Annotated in this window: 20 protein-coding genes; 10 read left to right on the forward strand and 10 right to left on the reverse strand. The window is 56.7% G+C overall.

All coding sequences use genetic code 11. From position 1 onward, the window contains the following. The first annotated feature begins 58 nt into the window (after positions 1–58). The 3 genes from CFII68_RS22305 (at position 59) to CFII68_RS22295 (ending at position 1,759) form a co-directional block, all read left to right on the forward strand. Positions 59–361 (forward strand): helix-turn-helix transcriptional regulator, encoded by a 303-nt coding sequence (locus CFII68_RS22305; RefSeq protein ID WP_018602188.1) that lies wholly within the window; start codon positions 59–61, stop codon positions 359–361. A gap of 64 nt (positions 362–425) precedes the next feature. Then, on the forward strand, positions 426–1,400 hold the full coding sequence (locus CFII68_RS22300; RefSeq protein ID WP_018602190.1) for a zinc-dependent alcohol dehydrogenase family protein: 975 nt from the start codon (positions 426–428) through the stop codon (positions 1,398–1,400). Positions 1,401–1,441: 41 nt separating this feature from the next. Beyond that, complete coding sequence (locus tag CFII68_RS22295) at positions 1,442–1,759, forward strand: antibiotic biosynthesis monooxygenase (RefSeq protein ID WP_018602191.1); 318 nt, start codon at positions 1,442–1,444, stop codon at positions 1,757–1,759. Positions 1,760–1,774: 15 nt separating this feature from the next. Here the strand turns inward: CFII68_RS22295 and CFII68_RS22290 are convergent, their stop codons facing one another. Beyond that, the gene (locus CFII68_RS22290; protein WP_018602193.1) at positions 1,775–2,734 is read right to left on the reverse strand and encodes a hypothetical protein; all 960 of its coding nucleotides are present in this window, start codon (positions 2,732–2,734) and stop codon (positions 1,775–1,777) included. 114 nt (positions 2,735–2,848) lie between these two features. Further along, positions 2,849–3,733, reverse strand: a complete 885-nt coding sequence (locus CFII68_RS22285; protein WP_018602196.1) for a LysR family transcriptional regulator — start codon at positions 3,731–3,733, stop codon at positions 2,849–2,851. A 113-nt stretch (positions 3,734–3,846) separates the two neighbouring features. On the opposite strand from CFII68_RS22285, the gene argC reads away from it, so the two are divergent. Next, positions 3,847–4,776: an N-acetyl-gamma-glutamyl-phosphate reductase gene (gene argC / locus CFII68_RS22280; RefSeq protein WP_018602197.1), complete on the forward strand. Its 930-nt coding sequence runs from the start codon at positions 3,847–3,849 to the stop codon at positions 4,774–4,776. 28 nt (positions 4,777–4,804) lie between these two features. On the opposite strand, the gene CFII68_RS22275 is transcribed toward argC, so the two are convergent. After that, entirely contained in the window at positions 4,805–5,596 is a 792-nt protein-coding gene (locus tag CFII68_RS22275) for a response regulator transcription factor (protein ID WP_018602199.1), read from the reverse strand. 138 nt (positions 5,597–5,734) lie between these two features. Here CFII68_RS22275 and CFII68_RS22270 point away from each other — a divergent pair, with 138 nt between their 5' ends. Together CFII68_RS22270 and tssI are read left to right on the forward strand one after the other, a co-directional pair. Beyond that, a complete protein-coding gene (locus CFII68_RS22270) occupies positions 5,735–6,838 on the forward strand; it encodes a polyamine ABC transporter substrate-binding protein (protein WP_033062430.1) in 1,104 nt (367 codons plus the stop codon). A gap of 92 nt (positions 6,839–6,930) precedes the next feature. Beyond that, positions 6,931–8,259, forward strand: a complete 1,329-nt coding sequence (tssI, locus tag CFII68_RS22265) for a type VI secretion system tip protein TssI/VgrG (RefSeq protein ID WP_018602202.1) — start codon at positions 6,931–6,933, stop codon at positions 8,257–8,259. Between the two features lie 29 nt (positions 8,260–8,288). Here the strand turns inward: tssI and CFII68_RS22260 are convergent, their stop codons facing one another. After that, on the reverse strand, positions 8,289–9,233 hold the full coding sequence (locus CFII68_RS22260; RefSeq protein WP_018602204.1) for a LysR family transcriptional regulator: 945 nt from the start codon (positions 9,231–9,233) through the stop codon (positions 8,289–8,291). A gap of 122 nt (positions 9,234–9,355) precedes the next feature. On the opposite strand from CFII68_RS22260, the gene CFII68_RS22255 reads away from it, so the two are divergent. Continuing rightward, positions 9,356–10,282, forward strand: coding sequence for an alpha/beta hydrolase (locus CFII68_RS22255; protein WP_018602206.1), 927 nt, complete (start codon positions 9,356–9,358; stop codon positions 10,280–10,282). 171 nt (positions 10,283–10,453) lie between these two features. Here CFII68_RS22255 and CFII68_RS22250 read toward each other — a convergent pair whose 3' ends face one another. Then, entirely contained in the window at positions 10,454–11,251 is a 798-nt protein-coding gene (locus tag CFII68_RS22250; RefSeq protein ID WP_018602207.1) for an alpha/beta fold hydrolase, read from the reverse strand. Between the two features lie 304 nt (positions 11,252–11,555). On the opposite strand from CFII68_RS22250, the gene CFII68_RS22245 reads away from it, so the two are divergent. Then, the gene (locus CFII68_RS22245; protein ID WP_018602209.1) at positions 11,556–12,092 is read left to right on the forward strand and encodes a dihydrofolate reductase family protein; all 537 of its coding nucleotides are present in this window, start codon (positions 11,556–11,558) and stop codon (positions 12,090–12,092) included. Positions 12,093–12,101: 9 nt separating this feature from the next. Here CFII68_RS22245 and CFII68_RS22240 read toward each other — a convergent pair whose 3' ends face one another. After that, positions 12,102–13,868 (reverse strand): S8/S53 family peptidase, encoded by a 1,767-nt coding sequence (locus CFII68_RS22240; protein ID WP_018602210.1) that lies wholly within the window; start codon positions 13,866–13,868, stop codon positions 12,102–12,104. A 131-nt stretch (positions 13,869–13,999) separates the two neighbouring features. On the opposite strand from CFII68_RS22240, the gene CFII68_RS22235 reads away from it, so the two are divergent. Together CFII68_RS22235 and CFII68_RS22230 are read left to right on the forward strand one after the other, a co-directional pair. Beyond that, positions 14,000–14,305, forward strand: coding sequence for an NIPSNAP family protein (locus tag CFII68_RS22235; protein WP_018602212.1), 306 nt, complete (start codon positions 14,000–14,002; stop codon positions 14,303–14,305). 78 nt (positions 14,306–14,383) lie between these two features. Continuing rightward, positions 14,384–15,058 carry a DUF998 domain-containing protein gene (locus tag CFII68_RS22230; protein ID WP_018602214.1) on the forward strand — a complete coding sequence of 225 codons (675 nt, stop codon included), beginning with the start codon at positions 14,384–14,386 and terminating at the stop codon, positions 15,056–15,058. Between the two features lie 6 nt (positions 15,059–15,064). Here the strand turns inward: CFII68_RS22230 and CFII68_RS26455 are convergent, their stop codons facing one another. From CFII68_RS26455 to CFII68_RS22215, 4 genes are all read right to left on the reverse strand, one after another. After that, positions 15,065–15,226 carry a DUF2986 domain-containing protein gene (locus tag CFII68_RS26455; RefSeq protein ID WP_018602217.1) on the reverse strand — a complete coding sequence of 54 codons (162 nt, stop codon included), beginning with the start codon at positions 15,224–15,226 and terminating at the stop codon, positions 15,065–15,067. Positions 15,227–15,261: 35 nt separating this feature from the next. After that, positions 15,262–16,200 carry a hypothetical protein gene (locus CFII68_RS22225; RefSeq protein WP_024619009.1) on the reverse strand — a complete coding sequence of 313 codons (939 nt, stop codon included), beginning with the start codon at positions 16,198–16,200 and terminating at the stop codon, positions 15,262–15,264. A 161-nt stretch (positions 16,201–16,361) separates the two neighbouring features. Next, positions 16,362–17,828: an FAD-binding oxidoreductase gene (locus tag CFII68_RS22220; RefSeq protein ID WP_256211706.1), complete on the reverse strand. Its 1,467-nt coding sequence runs from the start codon at positions 17,826–17,828 to the stop codon at positions 16,362–16,364. Next, positions 17,825–18,442, reverse strand: coding sequence for a YebB family permuted papain-like enzyme (locus CFII68_RS22215; RefSeq protein ID WP_156886079.1), 618 nt, complete (start codon positions 18,440–18,442; stop codon positions 17,825–17,827). The genes CFII68_RS22220 and CFII68_RS22215 overlap by 4 nt, the downstream gene beginning before the upstream one ends. Positions 18,443–18,481 lie beyond the last annotated feature (39 nt).

An 18,481-nucleotide genomic window follows, 5' to 3' on the forward strand; every position in this document is an offset into this window, starting at 1 on the left:
CCGGGAGGGGAGCGAAACATCGTATTGACATATCGAAAAATCTCGATATTCTAGGGCCATGGACTTGATCGAAATATTCAAAGCACTCTCAAACCCTACACGCCTGCAAATCTTGAAAGGCTTGAAGGATCCCGCAAAGAACTTCCCTCCACAGGATGAAGGTGACGTTCTCACGGTGGGTGTTTGCGTCAGTAGTATTCAAGAAGGTATCGGACTGTCGCAGTCAACGGTGTCTGGTTACCTTGCAACGCTGCAACGAGTGGGCTTGGTCGAAGTCCGGCGTATCGGTCAGTGGACCTACTACAAGCGCAATGAAGCAACCATCAGCGCGCTTGCCGAGGTCATAGGGAAAGAACTGTAGTTTTTTTTACCGTAACATATCGAGATATCTCGATATTCCTTTTTGTAGATTCGAGGATTTTACGATGAAAGCAATGGTACTTAAATCATTCGGCGGGTCGGGATCGTTCGAGCTCCGCGATGTGCCCAAGCCCGTACCGCACACCGGACAAGTCTTGGTCCGAGTGCACGCAACCTCCATCAACCCGTTGGATTACCAGGTTCGACGCGGCGATTATCCCGACCTGGTGCAACTGCCGGCCATTACCGGACACGATGTATCGGGCGTCGTCGAAGAAGTTGGGCCAGGCGTGACAACCTTCGCTCCAGGAGACGAAGTCTGGTACACCCCGCAAATATTTGACGGGCCAGGCAGTTATGCCGAGTACCACGTTGCTGCCGAAACCATCATCGGGAAGAAGCCGCCCTCGCTAAGCCATCTAGAGGCGGCAAGTCTGAGCTTGGTTGGCGGGACGGTATGGGAAGCGCTGATCGTGCGTGCGGCGCTCAGAGTGGGCGAAAGCATTCTGATCCACGGCGGCGCGGGAGGCGTCGGTCATGTGGCGATCCAGATGGCAAAAGCCATTGGAGCAAGGGTGTTCACGACCGTGCGCGAGATAAACGCTGAGTTCGTGCGAAGCCTGGGAGCCGATGTGGTCATCGACTATGAAAAGGAGGACTACGTCGACGCCATCATGCGGGAAACGGGTGGCCGCGGAGTGGATGTAGTGTTCGACACCATCGGCGGCAATACCTTGTCGCGCAGCCCCGACGCGCTGGCACAGCTTGGCCGAGTTGTCTCGATCGTGGACATTGCACAGCCACAAAACCTTGTCCAGGCCTGGGGCAAGAACGCGAGTTATCACTTCGTTTTCACAAGACAGAACCGCGGCAAGCTCGATGAGTTGAGCACATTGGTCGCGCGAGGTCAGCTGCGGCCACATGTGGGCGCTGTCTATTCGCTTGCCGACATTGCGCTCGCCCATGCCCGGTTGGAGAGCCCCAACAACGGCGTTCAAGGAAAAATCGCGATCGCAGTCGAGCCATCGCTCATCGCGTAAGTGCGTACTGTTAACCGTTCAAGTCATGTTCGAGGAACGCCATGATTTATGAGATCGCTCTGCTCCCCATTCACAAAGAACGCATTGAAATGTTCAGGCGTGCATTTGCCGAGGTTGCTCCTTTGCTCACCCGGGCAAAGGGTTACTGCGGTCACCTGCTAGCGCAAGGGATTGAGTCCCCCCAGCAATTCAACCTGATCGTACGATGGCAATCACTCGAGGATCACACGCCGGGTTTCGAAGAGAGTGAAGACCATCGGATGTTCATGATGGGTTTGGAGGACTATTTTTCGGAAGAACCGAGGGTCTACCATATGGACGGGACAGCTTCCTGCTCACCGTTTCTGACCGAGCGGTGATCGAATTGACCACCTTCAGGGATTGGAGCTCATCCGGCCCCGGATCGCCATGCGCAGACAACCCCAGGCGATGAATCCGATGATCAACACCTCGGCCATGCCCACCAGCATGTTGAATGAGAAGGTGAGCGGTTGCTCGGCCCAGTAGAAGGTGGTCGTGCCCGTTCGACCGCCGACACGCAGCCGCCCGGCAAACAGAGCAGGCACCAATGCGATGACGCGACTCAGCTCCAATAGTGCCAGGAAAACACCCATTAGAAGGAGCAGGGCGCGTGCGGGCGTGCCGAGTTTTTGGGTGGATTCATGGGCAGGCGTGAGCCCCTTGGCTTTGCGCTGCCTGGCTTCCCTCACCGCTTTACCGCTGGTTGGGGCTGGAGCAGGCCTGTAGGTTGCCTTCGTCACACCCGCCGCCGAGCCCACCACGACTTCGGTGGGTACTGCCACGTTCAGGTAGTCGGCCAGCTCACGCAGCCATACGTTGGTGCGTTGATTTCCCTGCACTACCGGAACGTTGTCGGTCGTCAGGCGGTGTTCGCTGCCATCGCGCATCACCAGCCACAATTGGGTGTAGGCGGGCTCGCCATCTTGGCGGCGGCGAAGTTCGAGGCATTTGGGGGTATCGATTTTAAAGACCGAATGCACACGTTCGCGACGCCCAAAAAAGTTTCGAGTGCGGAACTTGCCTTCACCGTCGCGTCGCGATAACAGCAAGGTCTCGCGGATGCCGGTGTACACCATCAGGAGGAGGCCGAGTGCCGGAATCAGCAGCAGCCCGAGCACGATCAGCAGTGAAGTCAGCGGATCGAGGTCAGTCAGGGGCGAGCCTTCATCAGCGATCACAAACACGGCTAACGCCACCGGCAAGATGAAGGCCAGCGCGCCTGTCAGCAGCACGAAGGCGCTCTGCACCAGATTGCGCGAGTGGATGTACAGGTCATCCTGCGCGGTGCGCTCGAACCGATGTCCAAACAACATGCAGACCTCCTGGTGCGCCGCTTTTAGATCAATCAATGGGGCGTACAAACGGCGGCACGCCGCGGGCCTGGATCGTGTTTTACGCCGCGCAGAATACCTCATGCCCAGACAAAATCACTCCGCGCTCAACTCCCACAACACGTCCAGCACATGTTGCGTAGGCCGTTCGATGTCCCGACTGCGGTGGGCAATCCCCAGTTGACGCCACAATAAGGGCTTCAAAGGCCGCATGACGATTCTGTTATCAAGCAATGGCGTAGCCGCCTCATGGGGCAACAACGTCGCACCATATCCCGCCGCCACCAGGCTTTTGATCGCGTCGTTGTAGTTCAGTTGGATACGCGGCGCAGGCTGCTGCCCATCGCTGGCGAACCACTCCGCAGTCAAGCGCGAAAGGCGTGTGGTGGCGTCATTCAAAATCAATGGTTGAGCGGACAGCCAGTCGGGGGTCACAACCTCCGGGGACTCCCAGCGAGCCGGCAAGAAGGCCATGACCGGGTCCCGTCGCCACGGCTCGATCCGCAAGCCCTTCACCGGGGACTGTGGCAGCGCGACCAAACCAACCTCCAAAGCGCCCTCGGCAAGTTTCTTCAAGGTTTCCTGGGAGGTGAGCACCGCGACTTGTACATCGATCGCGGGGTGGCGTTGGCTCAATGTCTCCAACGCATGCGGCAGCAACTGTGCGATGGCCCCTGTGGAGGCGCCTAGCCGCACACGCCCGGCCAATCCTTGAACCTGACGTTCGACGTCCTCAAGCGCCTGCTCTGCATCTGCCAATAGGCGTCGCGCGCGTTCTACCAGCGTGTTCCCTATCGCTGAAGGCTGAACGCGGCCACGCGTGCGTGACAACAGCTTGCCGCCCACGCGCGCCTCCAGGTCGGCGATATGCAGACTGACGGTGGGTGGAGCAAGGTGCAGCGCACGGGCGGCCTCGGCAAACGATCCCAGGTCGGCAATCGCCACCAGCGTGCGCAGACGGTCCAGGCTGATTTCGCGCATGAGGATTTCCTTGTTCAGAAAAACTGAATTTCATCGTTTATAAATTCAACTTTTCCTATCTTAGAGCGTCGCTGAAGATTGGGCTCCTGATTTCCAATGTCCGAGAGCATTCCATGGCAAGTCCCCTTGTATTCATCGATGGCGACCAAGGCACCACCGGGTTGCAAATCCACCAACGTCTGCGCGAGCGCAGCGATCTGCGGCTTTTCACACTCAGCCCTGAACATCGCAAGGATCCGCAACGTCGCGCCGAAGCCATCAACCACTGCGACATCGCGATTCTCTGCTTGCCCGACCAAGCCGCCCGCGACGCTGTAGCGACCCTCGAAAATTCCGCCGTTCGGGTGATCGATGCGAGTTCGGCGCACCGCACCCATCCAGACTGGACCTATGGATTCGCAGAGATGAATCCGCAACAGGCCCAGCGCATCGCCGCTGCGCGGCGGGTCAGCAATCCCGGTTGCTATCCAACGGGGGCGATCGGGCTGCTGCGCCCATTGCTGGAGGCCGGATTGGTGCCCAGGGATTACCCGCTGAACATTCATGCCGTGTCGGGTTATTCCGGAAAAGGACGCGTTGGCGTGCAAGAGCATGAGGGAGCAGGCGCAGCTCAAGCGTCAGCGTTTCAGGTCTATGGGCTGGGGCTGGCACACAAGCATATTCCGGAGATTCAGCAGCAAAGTGGCCTGACGGAGCGGCCGATGTTTGTGCCGGCCTATGGCGCTTTTCGGCAGGGGATCGTGCTGACCATACCCTTGCAAACCCGGTTGTTGGCGCCAGGCGTGAGCGCAGTGCAGTTGCATGCCTGTCTGATGCAGCACTACGCCGATACGCGCCATGTACAGGTGATGTCGATGCAAGAAGCTAAAGCGTTGACGTCCCTTGATCCTCAAGCGCTTAACGGAACCGATGATTTGCGCTTGTCGGTGTTCGAGAATGATGAGACCGGGCAGGTTTTGCTGGCCGCGGTGTTTGACAATCTTGGGAAGGGCGCCGCTGGCGCGGCGGTGCAGAATCTGAACTTGATGCTTGCAGGCGCATGACCGAGCAAATCAGCCCGAAGCCCTGACTTCAATGGGTAGCGGGAATATTCTGTTTGGGCATGAAGAATCGAGCAAATAGCTCAGATTGTGACTTGATATTTAATTTAGCGTAAATGTTGCGGCGGTGAACCTTTATGGTCTCCGCCGAGAGGGACAGCTTTCCGGCTATTTCCTTATTGGAGAAGCCGCTGAGTAATAAACGGAGTACGTCACTCTCGCGTGCTGTTATTTGGCTGCCAAGCTGATTGACCGTTTCCGGCCACAGAGGCGGCTCAGTCAGGGTTTTCTCTACGTCAGTTTCAAAACCCATGCGCTGATGCATCAATGCAGTGACCCACGGTTTGATGATGTCAAGCATGGTTATCTGTTCTTGGCTAAAGCGGACTTTGCTGCCAATGGAAATGCACAATGTTCTATTGGTGTCGAGCTGGACATTGTACTGTGCTTCATCCATGGAAATGTATTGTGCAAAATACTTGTGGTAGTACTCGGTTTCAAGAAAGTACTCGGGTGCAATATCCAATAGATGAAAGAAGCCGCTCTGTGGGTTTTCTCGATTAGCTATATAAAATGGATCAAGTAGATAAAGCCCCTTCACGTAACGATGAGTGAACGCGTCAATCTCTTCCGCATCTGCTACCTCAGGAAGACTAACGACCTGTACGTGTTGATTGCTGAAAATCAATACAACCCAATTATCGATCTGTACATATTCATTTAATGTGCGAACAAGTGAACTCCAGAAATCTGGGCGATTCAGCTGCATGATCAGCTTTCCAATCGATCGATGCCAAGCCAGGCTATGGAGGTCAAACGGCATTTTCTACCCCTTTAGGGTTAGGGATTGGCAGGTCAAGGGTAAATATTCGTAGGTATTTACTATTCGGTAACACCCGGTATATTCGCTGCCAGGGTTAACGATGGCCATGAGGGCATATCGTCTTGACAAGGATGTTGCATGAGAAAGTCACATTTGCGAACCATTTTTTCCGCCTCGCTTCTCTGTGCCGGGATAAGTACATCAGCAGCGGCTGTAGAGCCCGGGATGTATCTGTATAACTGGTTCGGGTTGCTTGCGCCGGAGACGCCAAAGGAGTTTGAACAGGAAACTGGCACGAGCGTGCATATGGATGCGTTCGACAGCGCTGAAATCATGCAGAGCAAGGTCATGGCTGGGCGCACCGGGTATGACGTGGTTGTGGCGACCTCCAATGTGTTGCCAAGCCTGATCCAGGCGGGGGTCCTTCAGCCGTTGGATCGTAGTCAGCTGAGTAACTTTTCACACATCGATCCTGAGCTCTTGGCCCAGCTCGCGGTCAATGACCCTGGTAACCGCTACGCCGTACCTTATCTATGGGGCACTACCGGCATTGGTTATGACGTTGACAAAGTCAGGGGCGCGTTGGGTGATAATGCGCCGGTCAATAGCTGGGATCTGATCTTCAAAGAAGAAAACATTAGTAAGCTCCAGTCGTGTGGGGTGGCAATGCTTGACTCTCCAAGTGAGATCATTTCCATTGCCTTGAATTACCTGGGACTCCCAAGCAACAGCAAGAACCCGGATGATTACCAGAAAGCCCAAGCCTTGCTGTTGAAAATTCGTCCTTACGTCCTCTATTTCGACTCCTCCAGAATCGATGCTGACCTGGCTGACGGCAATATCTGTGCAGTTGTGGGATGGGCTAATGGTGCCCTTGCTGCACAGGCCAGCAACGAGAAGGCCAACACCGGGCGCAAGATCGCCTACAGCCTTCCTCGCGAAGGCGCGCTTTCCTGGTCGGAGAATCTGGTTTTGCTGAAAGATGCTCCCCATCCCAAAGAAGGTATGGCGTTCATTAATTACATGATGCGACCAGAAGTTATCGCCAAGACCTCAAACCACACGCTATACCCTAACGCCAATAAAGATGCCGCTGAGTTTGTCGAGCAGAAGCTGCGAGACAACCCTTGGATTTATCCAGACAAAAAGACGATCGCTACACTTATTCCACTTGAGCCACTGCCATTGAAACTGGAGCGGATCCGCACGCGGATCTGGACCAAAGTGAAGAGTGGTGTCTGATCTGACTTGATTTGTCGCCTGATGCTCGATGCAAGCCTTTATTTCATACATGGGCGTGGGGCGAACAGTAGGTTTTAAAAAGAGAACAGCGGATGTTCAACCCAGCCAATCAAACGCATTTCAGTTTGACCATCGACGGTTTTGAGCACGATTTTCAAGTGCTCGCATTCACCGGAGAAGAGGCAATCAGCAGGCCTTACCTCTTCAATGTGGAGTTTGCTAATGAGCGGTCCGATCTGGATCTCGAAAGCCTCTTCGACGTGGAGGCTTTTCTGACCTTCGACTCGAAGGGCAACGGCATCCATGGACGGGTCTATCACATCGCTCACGGCCGCAACGGTCAGCGGTTGACGCGCTACAGCCTGGCCCTCGTACCGCACCTGTCCTACTTGCGCCACCGCATCAACCGGAGGATCTATCAACGGTTCTCGGTGCCGAAAATCGTCGCCTTGATACTGGAAGAACACGGCATTCTGGGCGACGCCTATCGGTTTCAACTCGGGTCGACCTACCCTGAGCGTGACTGCTGCGCCCAGTACGACGAAACTGATTTGCACTTTATTCAGCGTTTGTGCGAGGAAGAGGGTATTCACTTTCACTTCCAACACAGTGCTCAAGGCCATGTGCTGGTCTTTGGTGATGAGCAGGCGGTTTTCCCCAGGATGGGGCACCCGACTGCTTATGGACAAGCGTGCGACAGGGTGGCCAACGAGCCACTGATCAAGCGCCTCAACCTGCGCTTGGGACAGCTCACCAGTCGTACCTCGCACCGCAACTATGATTTCGAGCAACAGCTGGACATTGAAAAAGATCACAGGCCGGAGCGTTCCACCGGTCACGAGCACGGCAAGCAGATACGCCTTCGTAGTATGGAGCGCCGCCATGCGGCCTATCGGCAAGCTGAGGGGCAGAGCGACCAGACTCGGTTACTCAGTGGCCATGTGCTGGAAATCTCAGGCCATCCGCGCCAGGAGTGGAACGCTCCATGGCTACTGACTCAGGTCATCCACGAAGGCAGGCAACCACAGGTATTGAGTGAGGACATCGCCCCTGGCAGCACTGACAACGAGGATGACTTTCATCAGGGTTACCGCAACCGCTTTATCGTTCTTCCATGGAGTGTGCCCTATCGTCCGCCGTTGGCCCACAAGAAACCTCAGGTGCCAAGCAACCAGGCTGCTGTAGTCGTCGCTTTAGAAGGCGAGGGGATCCAGAGTGATCTGCGCTTTGGAAGGATCAAGGTCAAGTTCCCCTGGGACCGTGAAGATCGATTTGACGACAAGAGTTGTTGTTGGCTGAAGGGAGCCGTCGATTGGAGCTGTGAGATGGGGCCGCCCCGGACGGGCATGGAAGTCGTGGTCACCTTTCTCGAAAACGACCCTGATCAGCCGGTGGTCAGCGGTTGTCTGTGTTGTCGCTAAGGGGGCCAGACCATTAACATGCGCTTCGCTCAGGGGGCAGACAGAGGAGTACCTTCCGCCGGATTATGCTCCCATGGTGGAAAAGGCGACCAAGCCTCCACAAGCTTATCGATGAAGAGTCGAATTTTTGGAGAGAGGTGCCGCTTGCTCGGGTAGATCACCCGAATAGGCTCTGCGGCCTCTGCATATCCTGCGAGCAATTGAACGAGCTTGCCGCTCCTCAAATCGTCGTTAACCACGTAGGAGGGAAGAGTCGCGATACCCAGGCCAGCGACAGCTGACTGGTGCAATGACTCAGCACTGTCCATCTGTAGCCTTCCACCATGAGTAACTGGCAAAGAGCGACCGCTCACTCGAAAATTCCAGGGAAGCAGTCTCCCGCCGCTCACGAAATGCAGGCACTGATGCTCGAAGAGATCTTCGGGCGTTTTGGGGGGGGCATGCTCAGCCAGATACTTGGGTGAAGCGCAGGTAATCATTTGCTGGTAAGCCACGGTGCGCGTGAGCAACCGAGAGTCTTCCTTGGGAGGCCCGATGCGCATGGCCAAGTCAAATCCCTCATCAATCAGGTCGACCAGCCTGTCGGAAAAGGTGATATCCACGCTCAAGGATGGCCAATCCTTCAGACAGCACTCAATGTGCTGAAGGACATGAAGTCTGCCCAACGCAACCGGCAGGCTCATCCGCAGTCGTCCACTGGGTGTCGAACGACGAAACGCAAGGGCATCCTCCACGTCGTCCAGATCCTGAAGAACGCCCACGCAGCGCTCATAAAGAACCTGGCCGTCATCCGTCATGCTCAAACTACGAGTGGTGCGATTCAGCAAACGTACCTGTAATCGAGCCTCAAGCCTGACTATGGACTTCCCCACTGCCGAGCGAGTAAGGCCAAGTTGCTTGGCCGCCGCAGTGAAGCTCCCAGCGTTTACCGAGCTTACAAACGCTGCAATATCGTTCAGGTTATGGAGTTCCATGGGACCTCTGGACGTCAACGTTCGGGCGGCTTAGTACCCGGCTATGGGGAACCCTATTCCCCAATTATGAGCATAACATCTCAATTAGCCATTCCGTTGCCCAACGATCAATTGAGGTCATTATGAACATTGAAGTACAAGCAGCCGTCCAAACCTGGGCTAACAGCCTTAGCGATCTGGTACCCGTTCTCAAGGGAATCGATACCACCACAAAGATGAGCGACATCCGCGACTCCTACGCAAAAATGCTCGCGCAAAATCCAGCACCTGCTGGCGTCAAATTTGAAGCAGTCGACATGGGTGGCGTGCCAGGCACACTGGTCACTCCGGACGAGATCAAAAGCGACGCAGTAGTGATGTACATCCACGGCGGTGCTTACATTGTTGGGCGTCCAGACGGCTATCACGGCATCGGCGGCAACTACGCAAAGATGCTCGGTGCTCGTGTGTACATGCCGGACTACCGCCTTGCCCCTGAACACAAGTTCCCAGCCTCTATTGACGACACATTGCGCGCCTACGAGTGGTTGCTTGAGCAGAAAATCCCGGCTAACAAGATTGCATTCTCTGGCGAGTCAGCTGGCGGCGCGATGGTTGTCAGCGTGATGGTGGCGGCCAAATCCAAAGGACTTCCATTGCCTGCGGTTGGCTCTTCCATTTCGCCATGGGCAAACCTTGAACACACCGGTGCTTCCATGAGCAATCGTGAAGGTTTGGATCCTCTGAACTCCAAGCCTGTCCTGGATATTCTGGCCAGGGCGTTCTTGGGCGACACATTGGCCAATCATCCTCTGGCCTCTCCTGTGTTCGCGGACGTCACTGGACTTCCGCCAATTCTGGTGCAGATCGGCGAGAACGAGCTGATGTTGAGTGATGCGATGCGTCTTGCAACTCATTTGGCGGATAACCGCGTTCGCGTCAACCTGGAGGTATGGCCTGCGATGTTCCATGCCTGGCACTTCTACGCCACCATGCTGCCAGAAGGTCGGCAGGCAATGGAGAGTTCCGTGCGCTTCATTGAGGTTGGCCTGGCCGACGCTAATCGCTAAAACGTAAACCGACCGCGACAGTTTCCGGCTGTCGCGGTTCACCCCTTGGCATTCAAACAACGGGGCCCACCCTGGATGTTCTGAGAAGTTGTTTCCTGAGCAACTCAACATATACGCACGTTAATTTAGCTAAACGAACCATTACAGCAGTGTCAGCTTTTGGCTGTGGACTCAACCGGTGTTGCGTTTCAGGAAACCCTCGATAAGGGTTGCGAAATAAGGCGGGCACTCTTGCATCGGGTAATGACCGCAGTTGGGGATAACGTGCAGTTCTGCGTTCGGATGCCACGCCAGAAAGGTGCGTGTCATAGCCGCGGAATCAAGTCCGGGATCCTTGTCGCCGACAATAACCAAATACGGTGTTTCAAGGCCTCGAACGTCATCAACGAAATTGGCTGTGACCAGCATTTCGAGGTACCTCGCCCGGCAGGCTGGTGAGACTGTGTCGCGGCTTTGTTGGACCTTGAGATCAACCCACCCATCGGAGAGACCTCCGGTCACGAATTTGAACAGCCGCCGAAGGGCCTCGTCGTCTTCTATCGTGCTGGCAAAGAACGCCAGGGCCTCTGGACTCAACCGATTGCCAGCGGCAGAAACGGGACACACCGCTATCGCGCTCGCGACGCGAGACGGGGCGTCCGCCGCAATACGTTGCGTGATCATCCCGGTCATCGAGTGGCCGACCACGTGGAAGCGCGTCCAACCGAGCTGGTCGGCGAGCCTGAGGCAATCGGAGGAAATCTCCTCTACTGTAAATTCGCCAGCCAGTTCAATGGATTGCCCGTAGCCACGCACATCAACGAAAACATAGGTAAACGCATGGCCGTCAAGACAGGGCATGACGGCATCGTAGCTGGAGTGGTCGCCCAGCCAGTCATGCATGACCAGCACGTGAGTGGGGCCATTGCCGTACCGCACATACCCTAAGGTGGCGTCGGCTCCGAAGCTGATTTCAATGGGTGCTTTCATGTCATGGTTCCTTTGTGGTCGGGGGAACCAAAACGAAAACGCCCTCCCGGCGAACCGGGAGGGCGTTTTGAAAGAGAGGCAACCCTATCAATCTCTTGAGTCAGGTTCAATAGGCGAGTGCGCCGACGGGCGTATGGCCGAAAATGCGGACATCAAACGCCACCCCGTCAACCGCATTGCCCCTTGGTCGAACGACCGCGTCTGGGCCGAAACCGACCTCTCATCAAATATCCGATCCGCATCTAAATTGCTACATTTCCCTTCACCAACCGCCAATACCATCCCACAACAAAGGCCCCCCAAAATGCCCACCGCCCACGTCTTCATCGCCACCAGCCTGGATGGCTTCATCGCTCGAGCCGACGGTGACATCGACTGGCTTCTACAACGCGACGACCCGTCCGAAGACCACGGCTATTCAGCCTTCATCGCCGACAAGGACGTGATCGTGATGGGGCGCGGGAGCTATGAAAAGGTGCGGACCTTCGACACCTGGTTTTACGACCGGCCCGTGGTGGTGCTGTCTGAACAGTTGGCCGATTCGCCAGTGCCCGAGGCGTTGAGGGGCAAGCTGCGTTTCTCCAACCTGGCCCCCGAGGATTTACTGGCGGAGCTGGCAAGCCAAGGCGTGCAGCGCGTCTATGTGGATGGTGGACAGGTGGTGCAGTCGTTCCTGCGCGAGGGGTTGGTCACCGATATGGTGATCACCACCGTTCCCGTGTTGATCGGCTCGGGGCGGCCGTTGTTCGGTGGGCTTGAGCGGGACGTGGATTTGAAACTGGTATCCAGCCGCAGCTTTCCTTCGGGGCTGGTGCAGTCCACTTACCGGCTGGCCCCCTGACTCGCCGACTCAACGCACGCGGTCGCGGCTTTGTGCGGTCAGGTCCAGGGCCTTTTGCATGTCCAGCCGGGCCGAGCGGCCGACGTCTTTGTCGTTGAGTTGGAAGCGGCGTTCCGACGGCAGGATGGGCGCAGTGAGGTCTTCGCCGTCCATCTGTTCGAAGTCGTGGTTGTCGCCGATGGTCATGGCGCTGCGGCGTAGCAGCGTGCGCAGTTGCTCGGGTTGCAGTTTCGGGTTGATGGACAGCATCGCCGCGAGCAGGCCCGCGACCATGGGCGTGGCGTAGGACGTGCCGCAATGCACGGCGCTGTCCTGGCCGACGTTGGCCGTCGAGGCGTGGGCGCAAGCGGCGGCGGTGATGTCGACACGCATGTCGATGTTGGAGGAGGCGCGCTTGACCGCATAGGCCGGGTCGTCGACGGCGACGCCGGTGCGCTCGCTGCGTTGATGCCCGCCGACCACGAGCAATTGCTCGGTGATGAAGGAGGAGGGCAGGCGGTATTCGTCGCTGCCCGAGAACGAGGCACCGTTGCCGGCGGAGTTCACCACGATGACGTCGGGATGTTCCTTGCGCAACCAGAGGAAGAACTCCTCCAGCAACTCCTCGTACCCGCCCATGGCGATGCCCGAGCGCAGCAGCGAATCGACGTCATCGCCTTTGACGTCTTTGGCGCCGACGCGATGGATGCCCCAGCTCCAGTTGAGTACGCGCACACCGTCCTCCACGAGGTTGACCGAGGCGGCGATGTTGGCGGTGATCCCGGCATCGGAGTTACGCTCGACGATGACTTCGAAGCCACCGCTGGTTTTGTCCAGGCCACGGAGAAAACCAGTGTTGCCGCTGTCGTCCCAACGCGCGGCGAGGATGCCGGCGACGGTCGTGCCGTGGTTGTCCGGCTTGTCTGCATCGCGGGCGTAGACGCAGGTGCGCGGCGGTGAGCAGGCGCCGAGGTAGTCGGCGAAATCCGTCGTGTCGAAATCCACATCGCGCTCGATCAGGCCGATGCGCACCGGTTGCGGCTGGATGGGCGGCTGTCGCCTGGGGATGCGGCGTTGGTAATAATTCACCGCGTCGAGAAAGCGGTTCGCGGCCCATTCGTCGGAGTCCAGGGCTGGCTTCTTCGGTTCTTCAGGATGGGCTGCGGCTTGCTCGGTTTCTTCGGCCGAGGACTCCTCGATGACCACGGCGTCCACGCTGGTCTCGCTGCCCAGGCGCAGCACCAGGGCGTCACGCTGCACCAAGTCCTTGGCCGGCAGGCGAAGTTGGTACAGATTCAGTGGCGCGATGCTGCCGACCACCGTTGCCCCGTACTTGCGGGCCAGGCGCTCGGCTTCCTGACGGCCGTCACGGTCTTCCTCGATCAGCACGCTGACCAGGTCGACGTAGGTGGTCAGGCCATCCATGTTCTTCGCCACTTCGTCCGCTCTGGCGGCCAGTACGTGACTGTTGCGCAAGGTCAGCCAGGTGGCATTGCTGGCGCGCGGGCCATCCTGCAGCCAGAGCGGGCCGCTCTGGTAGTCGGCGCTGTCCAGGCGCACGCGCAGGTTTTTCCCTTCGCGCTGGAGAGTGTCTGCGGGTATGACCTTTGCGCCCAGGTTCAACTGCGGTGTTGCCTCACCCAACCCACGTACGGTCAGGCACCAGTCCTGGTGCTGGGTTTCCAGCAGGTCGCCGCAGCGTTTCAGGCTTTCCAGGCGCAGCGGTTCAGGCGCCGCCGTTGCTGTGCCGGCAGCCAAAGAGAACAACGTAGCGAGGGCAGCGGATCGTAGGGGCATGAGCCAGGTTTCTTTGCCGAGGGTCTTGTTGCTCCGACTGCTGCGTTGCTTGCTTCGTTCAGAAGCTATCGAGGCCACTTCAATCGTACTCTGTGTAGAATTGGTCTTTTCCGTTTCAAAGGATTGAGCCTGTGATCACCTGTCATGTCCGGTACGTTATCGACCCCTACCAGATCCCTGCTTTCGAACGCTACTCGCGCCAATGGATTGAAGTGGTGACCCGAATGGGGGGAGAGCATCACGGCTATTTTCTACCCGCCGAAGGCGCCAACAATATCGCCTACTGCCTGTTCAGCTTCCCCAGCCTGGCCGACTACGAAAACTATCGAAGGAAAGCCGAACAGGATCCGGAGTGTGTTGAATTGGTGGCCCAGGCGACGGAACAACGATTCATTCTGAGCTATGAGCGTAGTTTCCTGCGCCCTGTCCTTGATTGAGCAGGTGGACGCTTGAATCAATGCCAGTTTTCACATCACCCCACAAACGGACATCACAACGACACGGAGTGTCACCACATGAAAACCATTGATCGTGCTTTGCTAAGCTGCGGAATACTGATTCCATTCTGGCTGTTTTTGGGTGTCGCACTGACCGCGCGGGCCTATCCAGGCTACAGCCATCTGGATCAAGCCATGAGCCAACTAGGCGCCGCGGGAGCGCCAACCCACAGCTTCTCTGCTTGGCTGAACAATTTTCCGCTGGGTGTGATGTTCGTGCTTTTCGCAATAGGTGTGGCGAGACGGTTCAAGGCATCGCCGATGGCCTTGTTTAGCGCGGTACTGATTTTCGTCCATGGTTTGGCAAGCTTCGCGACCGGCTATTTTTCCTGCGACCAAGGTTGTGCGCCGGTTCAACCATCGGTCTCGCAGCAAAGCCACAATCTTGCGGGGCTGGTGATGTTCATCTCGCTTACTCTGGCGGGGGCGCTGTGGACGTTCCTTGGCAAGTCGCTGCTTTCATCGTCCAGGTTCGCCATGTTCTCGGCGATTTGCGTAGTCCTGGCCATCGTGACGGTTATGCTGATGGCGATGGCATTTGCCGACGGTCATTTGTTCGGCTTGTACCAGCGACTCAATTACGGGGTTTCGGTGGTCTGGACTGCGTCATTGGCCGTCGTTGCCCTGCAAGACCCCTTGAGTAAGCAGCAAGGCGTGGCGGTTCTGGCGCAGCGCTTCAGAGGGGGCCGGTGATGTGGATCAGCTTTGCGTGGGTGTGAGGGGGGCGTCACTGGATTCGGCTTCCAGTTTCAATCGGTCGGCTTTGCTGATGTATTGATTCTTGTTTTTGGGAGCCAGCTTGGCACTGGCTTTCTTGGCGTTAGCCTTCAATAACTGGTTTATCTTCTTGCGGCGATTCATGTTGTTCTGCTCAGCGTGTCAATGTGCGGATGGTATCAGCTTTCCGTTTTCTCAGGATTTTTCCTGACTTTGGCAACGGGCTTCACACGGCGCTCGACAATGATCGAGTCATTCGGGATCTCCAACCGAATCGCCGTTCCCTCGGAGTGCATTTCAATGAGCGTCGAGATGCCAACACCTCGGAAAATCACCGTCGCATTTTCAAATCTTTTGTAATCTTCCAGCGGTGAGTCCTTGGGGGTTGGCAACAGGTTGGCGTAAGGCGGTTTCACCAGAATCGTTGCCCTTTCTATACGTATTTGCGCGAAGCTCATGGCCGCTTGCAGCAAGTCTGAAGTCACGCCCCCCATGAGAAGGGGCGTCAGGAGGATGACCCCAGCGATCACGAGCCTGGTTCTCTTCAAGGGTTTCATTTCGGCGTGGGGATTCTGCTCAGGATGCTCGGAATCGACGATTTCAGGTGCCGACGGCTGCGCTGCGCTTATTTTCTTGTTCTGTTCCAGATAGGCGGAGTAAACGATGAACTGGAAAATGGGCAGGAGGATGAGCTGAATGTGTTCCAAGGGGCTTTTGTGGGTAAGGAAGTAAATGGTCGCAGCGCCGCATATTCCAAAAAACACCGAGAGGAAGGTTATTTTGGGCCGTTTGAATTCCAGTATGGGTTTTTTATCGGTGATTTTTCCATGTAGCCAGACAAAACCTCTAAGCACCGGTATGAAGAGCGGCGAAAGCAATATCCCTACAGCGGTGACGGAGACTGAAAAATAAACACAAACCAGCCCAAAGCAAAACGCCGTGACCAGAAATAGCAAACTGTCTCCAACGGATACGCCTTGTGGGAAATGACCGTTGCTCAATAAATAACTGACGATGCACGTACCGCCAATCAGTAATCCGATTTTTGCCGACAGAGAGAGTAGTTTTGTCGCGATCTCAATCTGTTTTTCGAGTCCGGTGGTTGCTTCCCGCATCATCAATCCTCCTTGATATACGCATAGAAGGGTCGTTACCCGACTCATCTATCTGTGGGTAGCATAGCGATGATTTTTGTTCCTTGTGGCGAGATGGCAGCCGAGGTCCATAGAAACCGTGACGGCGCGTCCTCAAGTTTGAACGCTGGCGGGGCACGGTCACGCTACCCCACGTAATACTTATCCCAAAGCTTGTTCCGGAATCGCTTCTGCGGATCGAACCGTGCCTTGAGTGCGAACAACCGTTGTGCACCCGGATAGGCCCGCAAAAACTGTTGTTGCGTCGCATGCAACTGGTAGGGCAGGTAGTAGGTGCCTCCAAACGCGAGCGCAACATCGATCAGTTCGCGAGTCCATACGCCGACCTTCTCGCGGTCGGCCACGCCAACGTGTTGCCAGTAATAAAGTACGAATGAAAAGACTTCCTCCCGTGCCCAGGACAGGCATGAGTCAGGCGCAGGCGGCGCGTGTCGGATGGAGATGTTGATGGCATCAACGTCATGCGCCTTCAGTCGATCGGCCATTTGTATGACAAACGCGTTGAGGTGGGCTACCGGTACGAAATATTCCTGCAACGCGTAGGTGCTGTTGCGGGTAGCAATCGGCCCGAGGGAGGCGACGTCCCTGCTGGCCTCGTAATTGCGGCGTACCACCGGGTGGCTGAGGTAGCGTAATGGATCGACCACATCCTTGCGAATCACCGAACCGCCGGGGAGTCTGGCCACGCCCCACATGATGGTTTGATCGAGCGTGTACGATTGCCCCGGTGCGACCAGTCGGTCTTCGACGGTCAGTGCTTCTTCCGTGGTGCTCCAAGTGATGGCGGTGGCTTGGTCAAAGTTGGGCGGCGCCAGATCGGCGTTGTGCAGGATTGCCTGGTCGTTTCCGCGGATCTGGTCATTAAAGAACGTGGGGTAATCGGCAATTGGCATGTGGTGTACCTGACGCTCCATCGTGACGTTTGATGCCAGGTCCAATTCGATCTCTGTGATGACCCCCATCGCGCCATAACTACCGATGGCTGCGTGAAACAGGTCGGTATTTGTGGCGCGAGAGGCTTCCACGACTGAGCCGTCGGCGAGTACCAATTGCAGGGCGCGTACAGAGTTGCTCATCGGGCCGGCACCGACGTAACGCCCATGAGCATTGACTGACAGCGCCCCACCGACGGTGAAGTTGGCATAGCTCTGCATGATCTTTACCGAAAGCTCATCCGGGTCGATGACGGTCTGAAGGTCACGCCAGCGCATCCCTGACTGCACGCGTATGACCTTGTTTTCAGGCGAATAGCGAATGACCTGATTGAACTGACGCATATCGAGATGCAGGCTGTCTTCGCTGGCAATCTGTCCGCCCATGCTGTAGCGGCCACCACCGATGCTCACCGGGCCTGTCCATAGGGCTAGCGCCTGTCGTATCTCATCGGTGGTGCGCGGAGCCAGCAGGCGATTCACCCAGACCGGGTTGAGCAGTGTCACATCGTTAACCAGCACGCCCGAAGGTGCCGCCCATGACGACCAGGGGGACAGTACGCCGAAGGCAATCCCGGTCATGCCAGCCTGAAGCAGGCTGCGCCGGGTGAGACAGGGTGCCGACTCTGAAGGGACAAGCGTTTGTGCGACGCGGATCATGCAGTGTCACTCAGTTGGGAATCGAAAATGACGCGCACGTCCGGACTTCGAAGCAGGCTGGCTGGAGTGACGGTACGACGTTGCCACGGAATTCGGCCGAAGTACCACAACTGCCAGAAGGCGAGATTCGGATTGGCATTATCTTGCAGCAAGCTTGCGAATGTCTCCACTTTGCCGAGCTGGATGTTCGTCGCTTCATGGATGACCTCGCGCACGAAACGAGAGCAGAACTGGCGCCGCGAACCTATGTTGAAGCCGGTGTCGTAGAACGTACCTAACCGATGATCAGCGGCATTCTTAAGCGCCGTGCATTGCGTGTCGGTGAGGGGCCGCGTGAGCCTCGCGACGGCGCAGCGTCCATGCTCGGAGCGACGGAGAAACCGGGTGAGCGAGGTGGTTCGCGAAAGCGGAAACGTACTTTCTGCAATCAACGGCTCATCGCCACGGTCGTCGACCACCACACCCACATGGTTCGTCCACGAGTTCGTCGCGTTGGCGACTTCCAGAAAAGGGCGGGCGGTGACACGGATGAACACGATATCTCCAATCTGCAAATCACCCGTGGGTGGTCCGCCTAGTGCTGGGGAAACGTGCGCTGCGTTATTGATCGACATGCTGACCTCTTGGCTCATCTGAGTTTCAAGCATGCGGAG

The organism is Pseudomonas sp. CFII68, assembly GCF_000416195.1.
GTDB lineage: Bacteria > Pseudomonadota > Gammaproteobacteria > Pseudomonadales > Pseudomonadaceae > Aquipseudomonas > Aquipseudomonas kilonensis.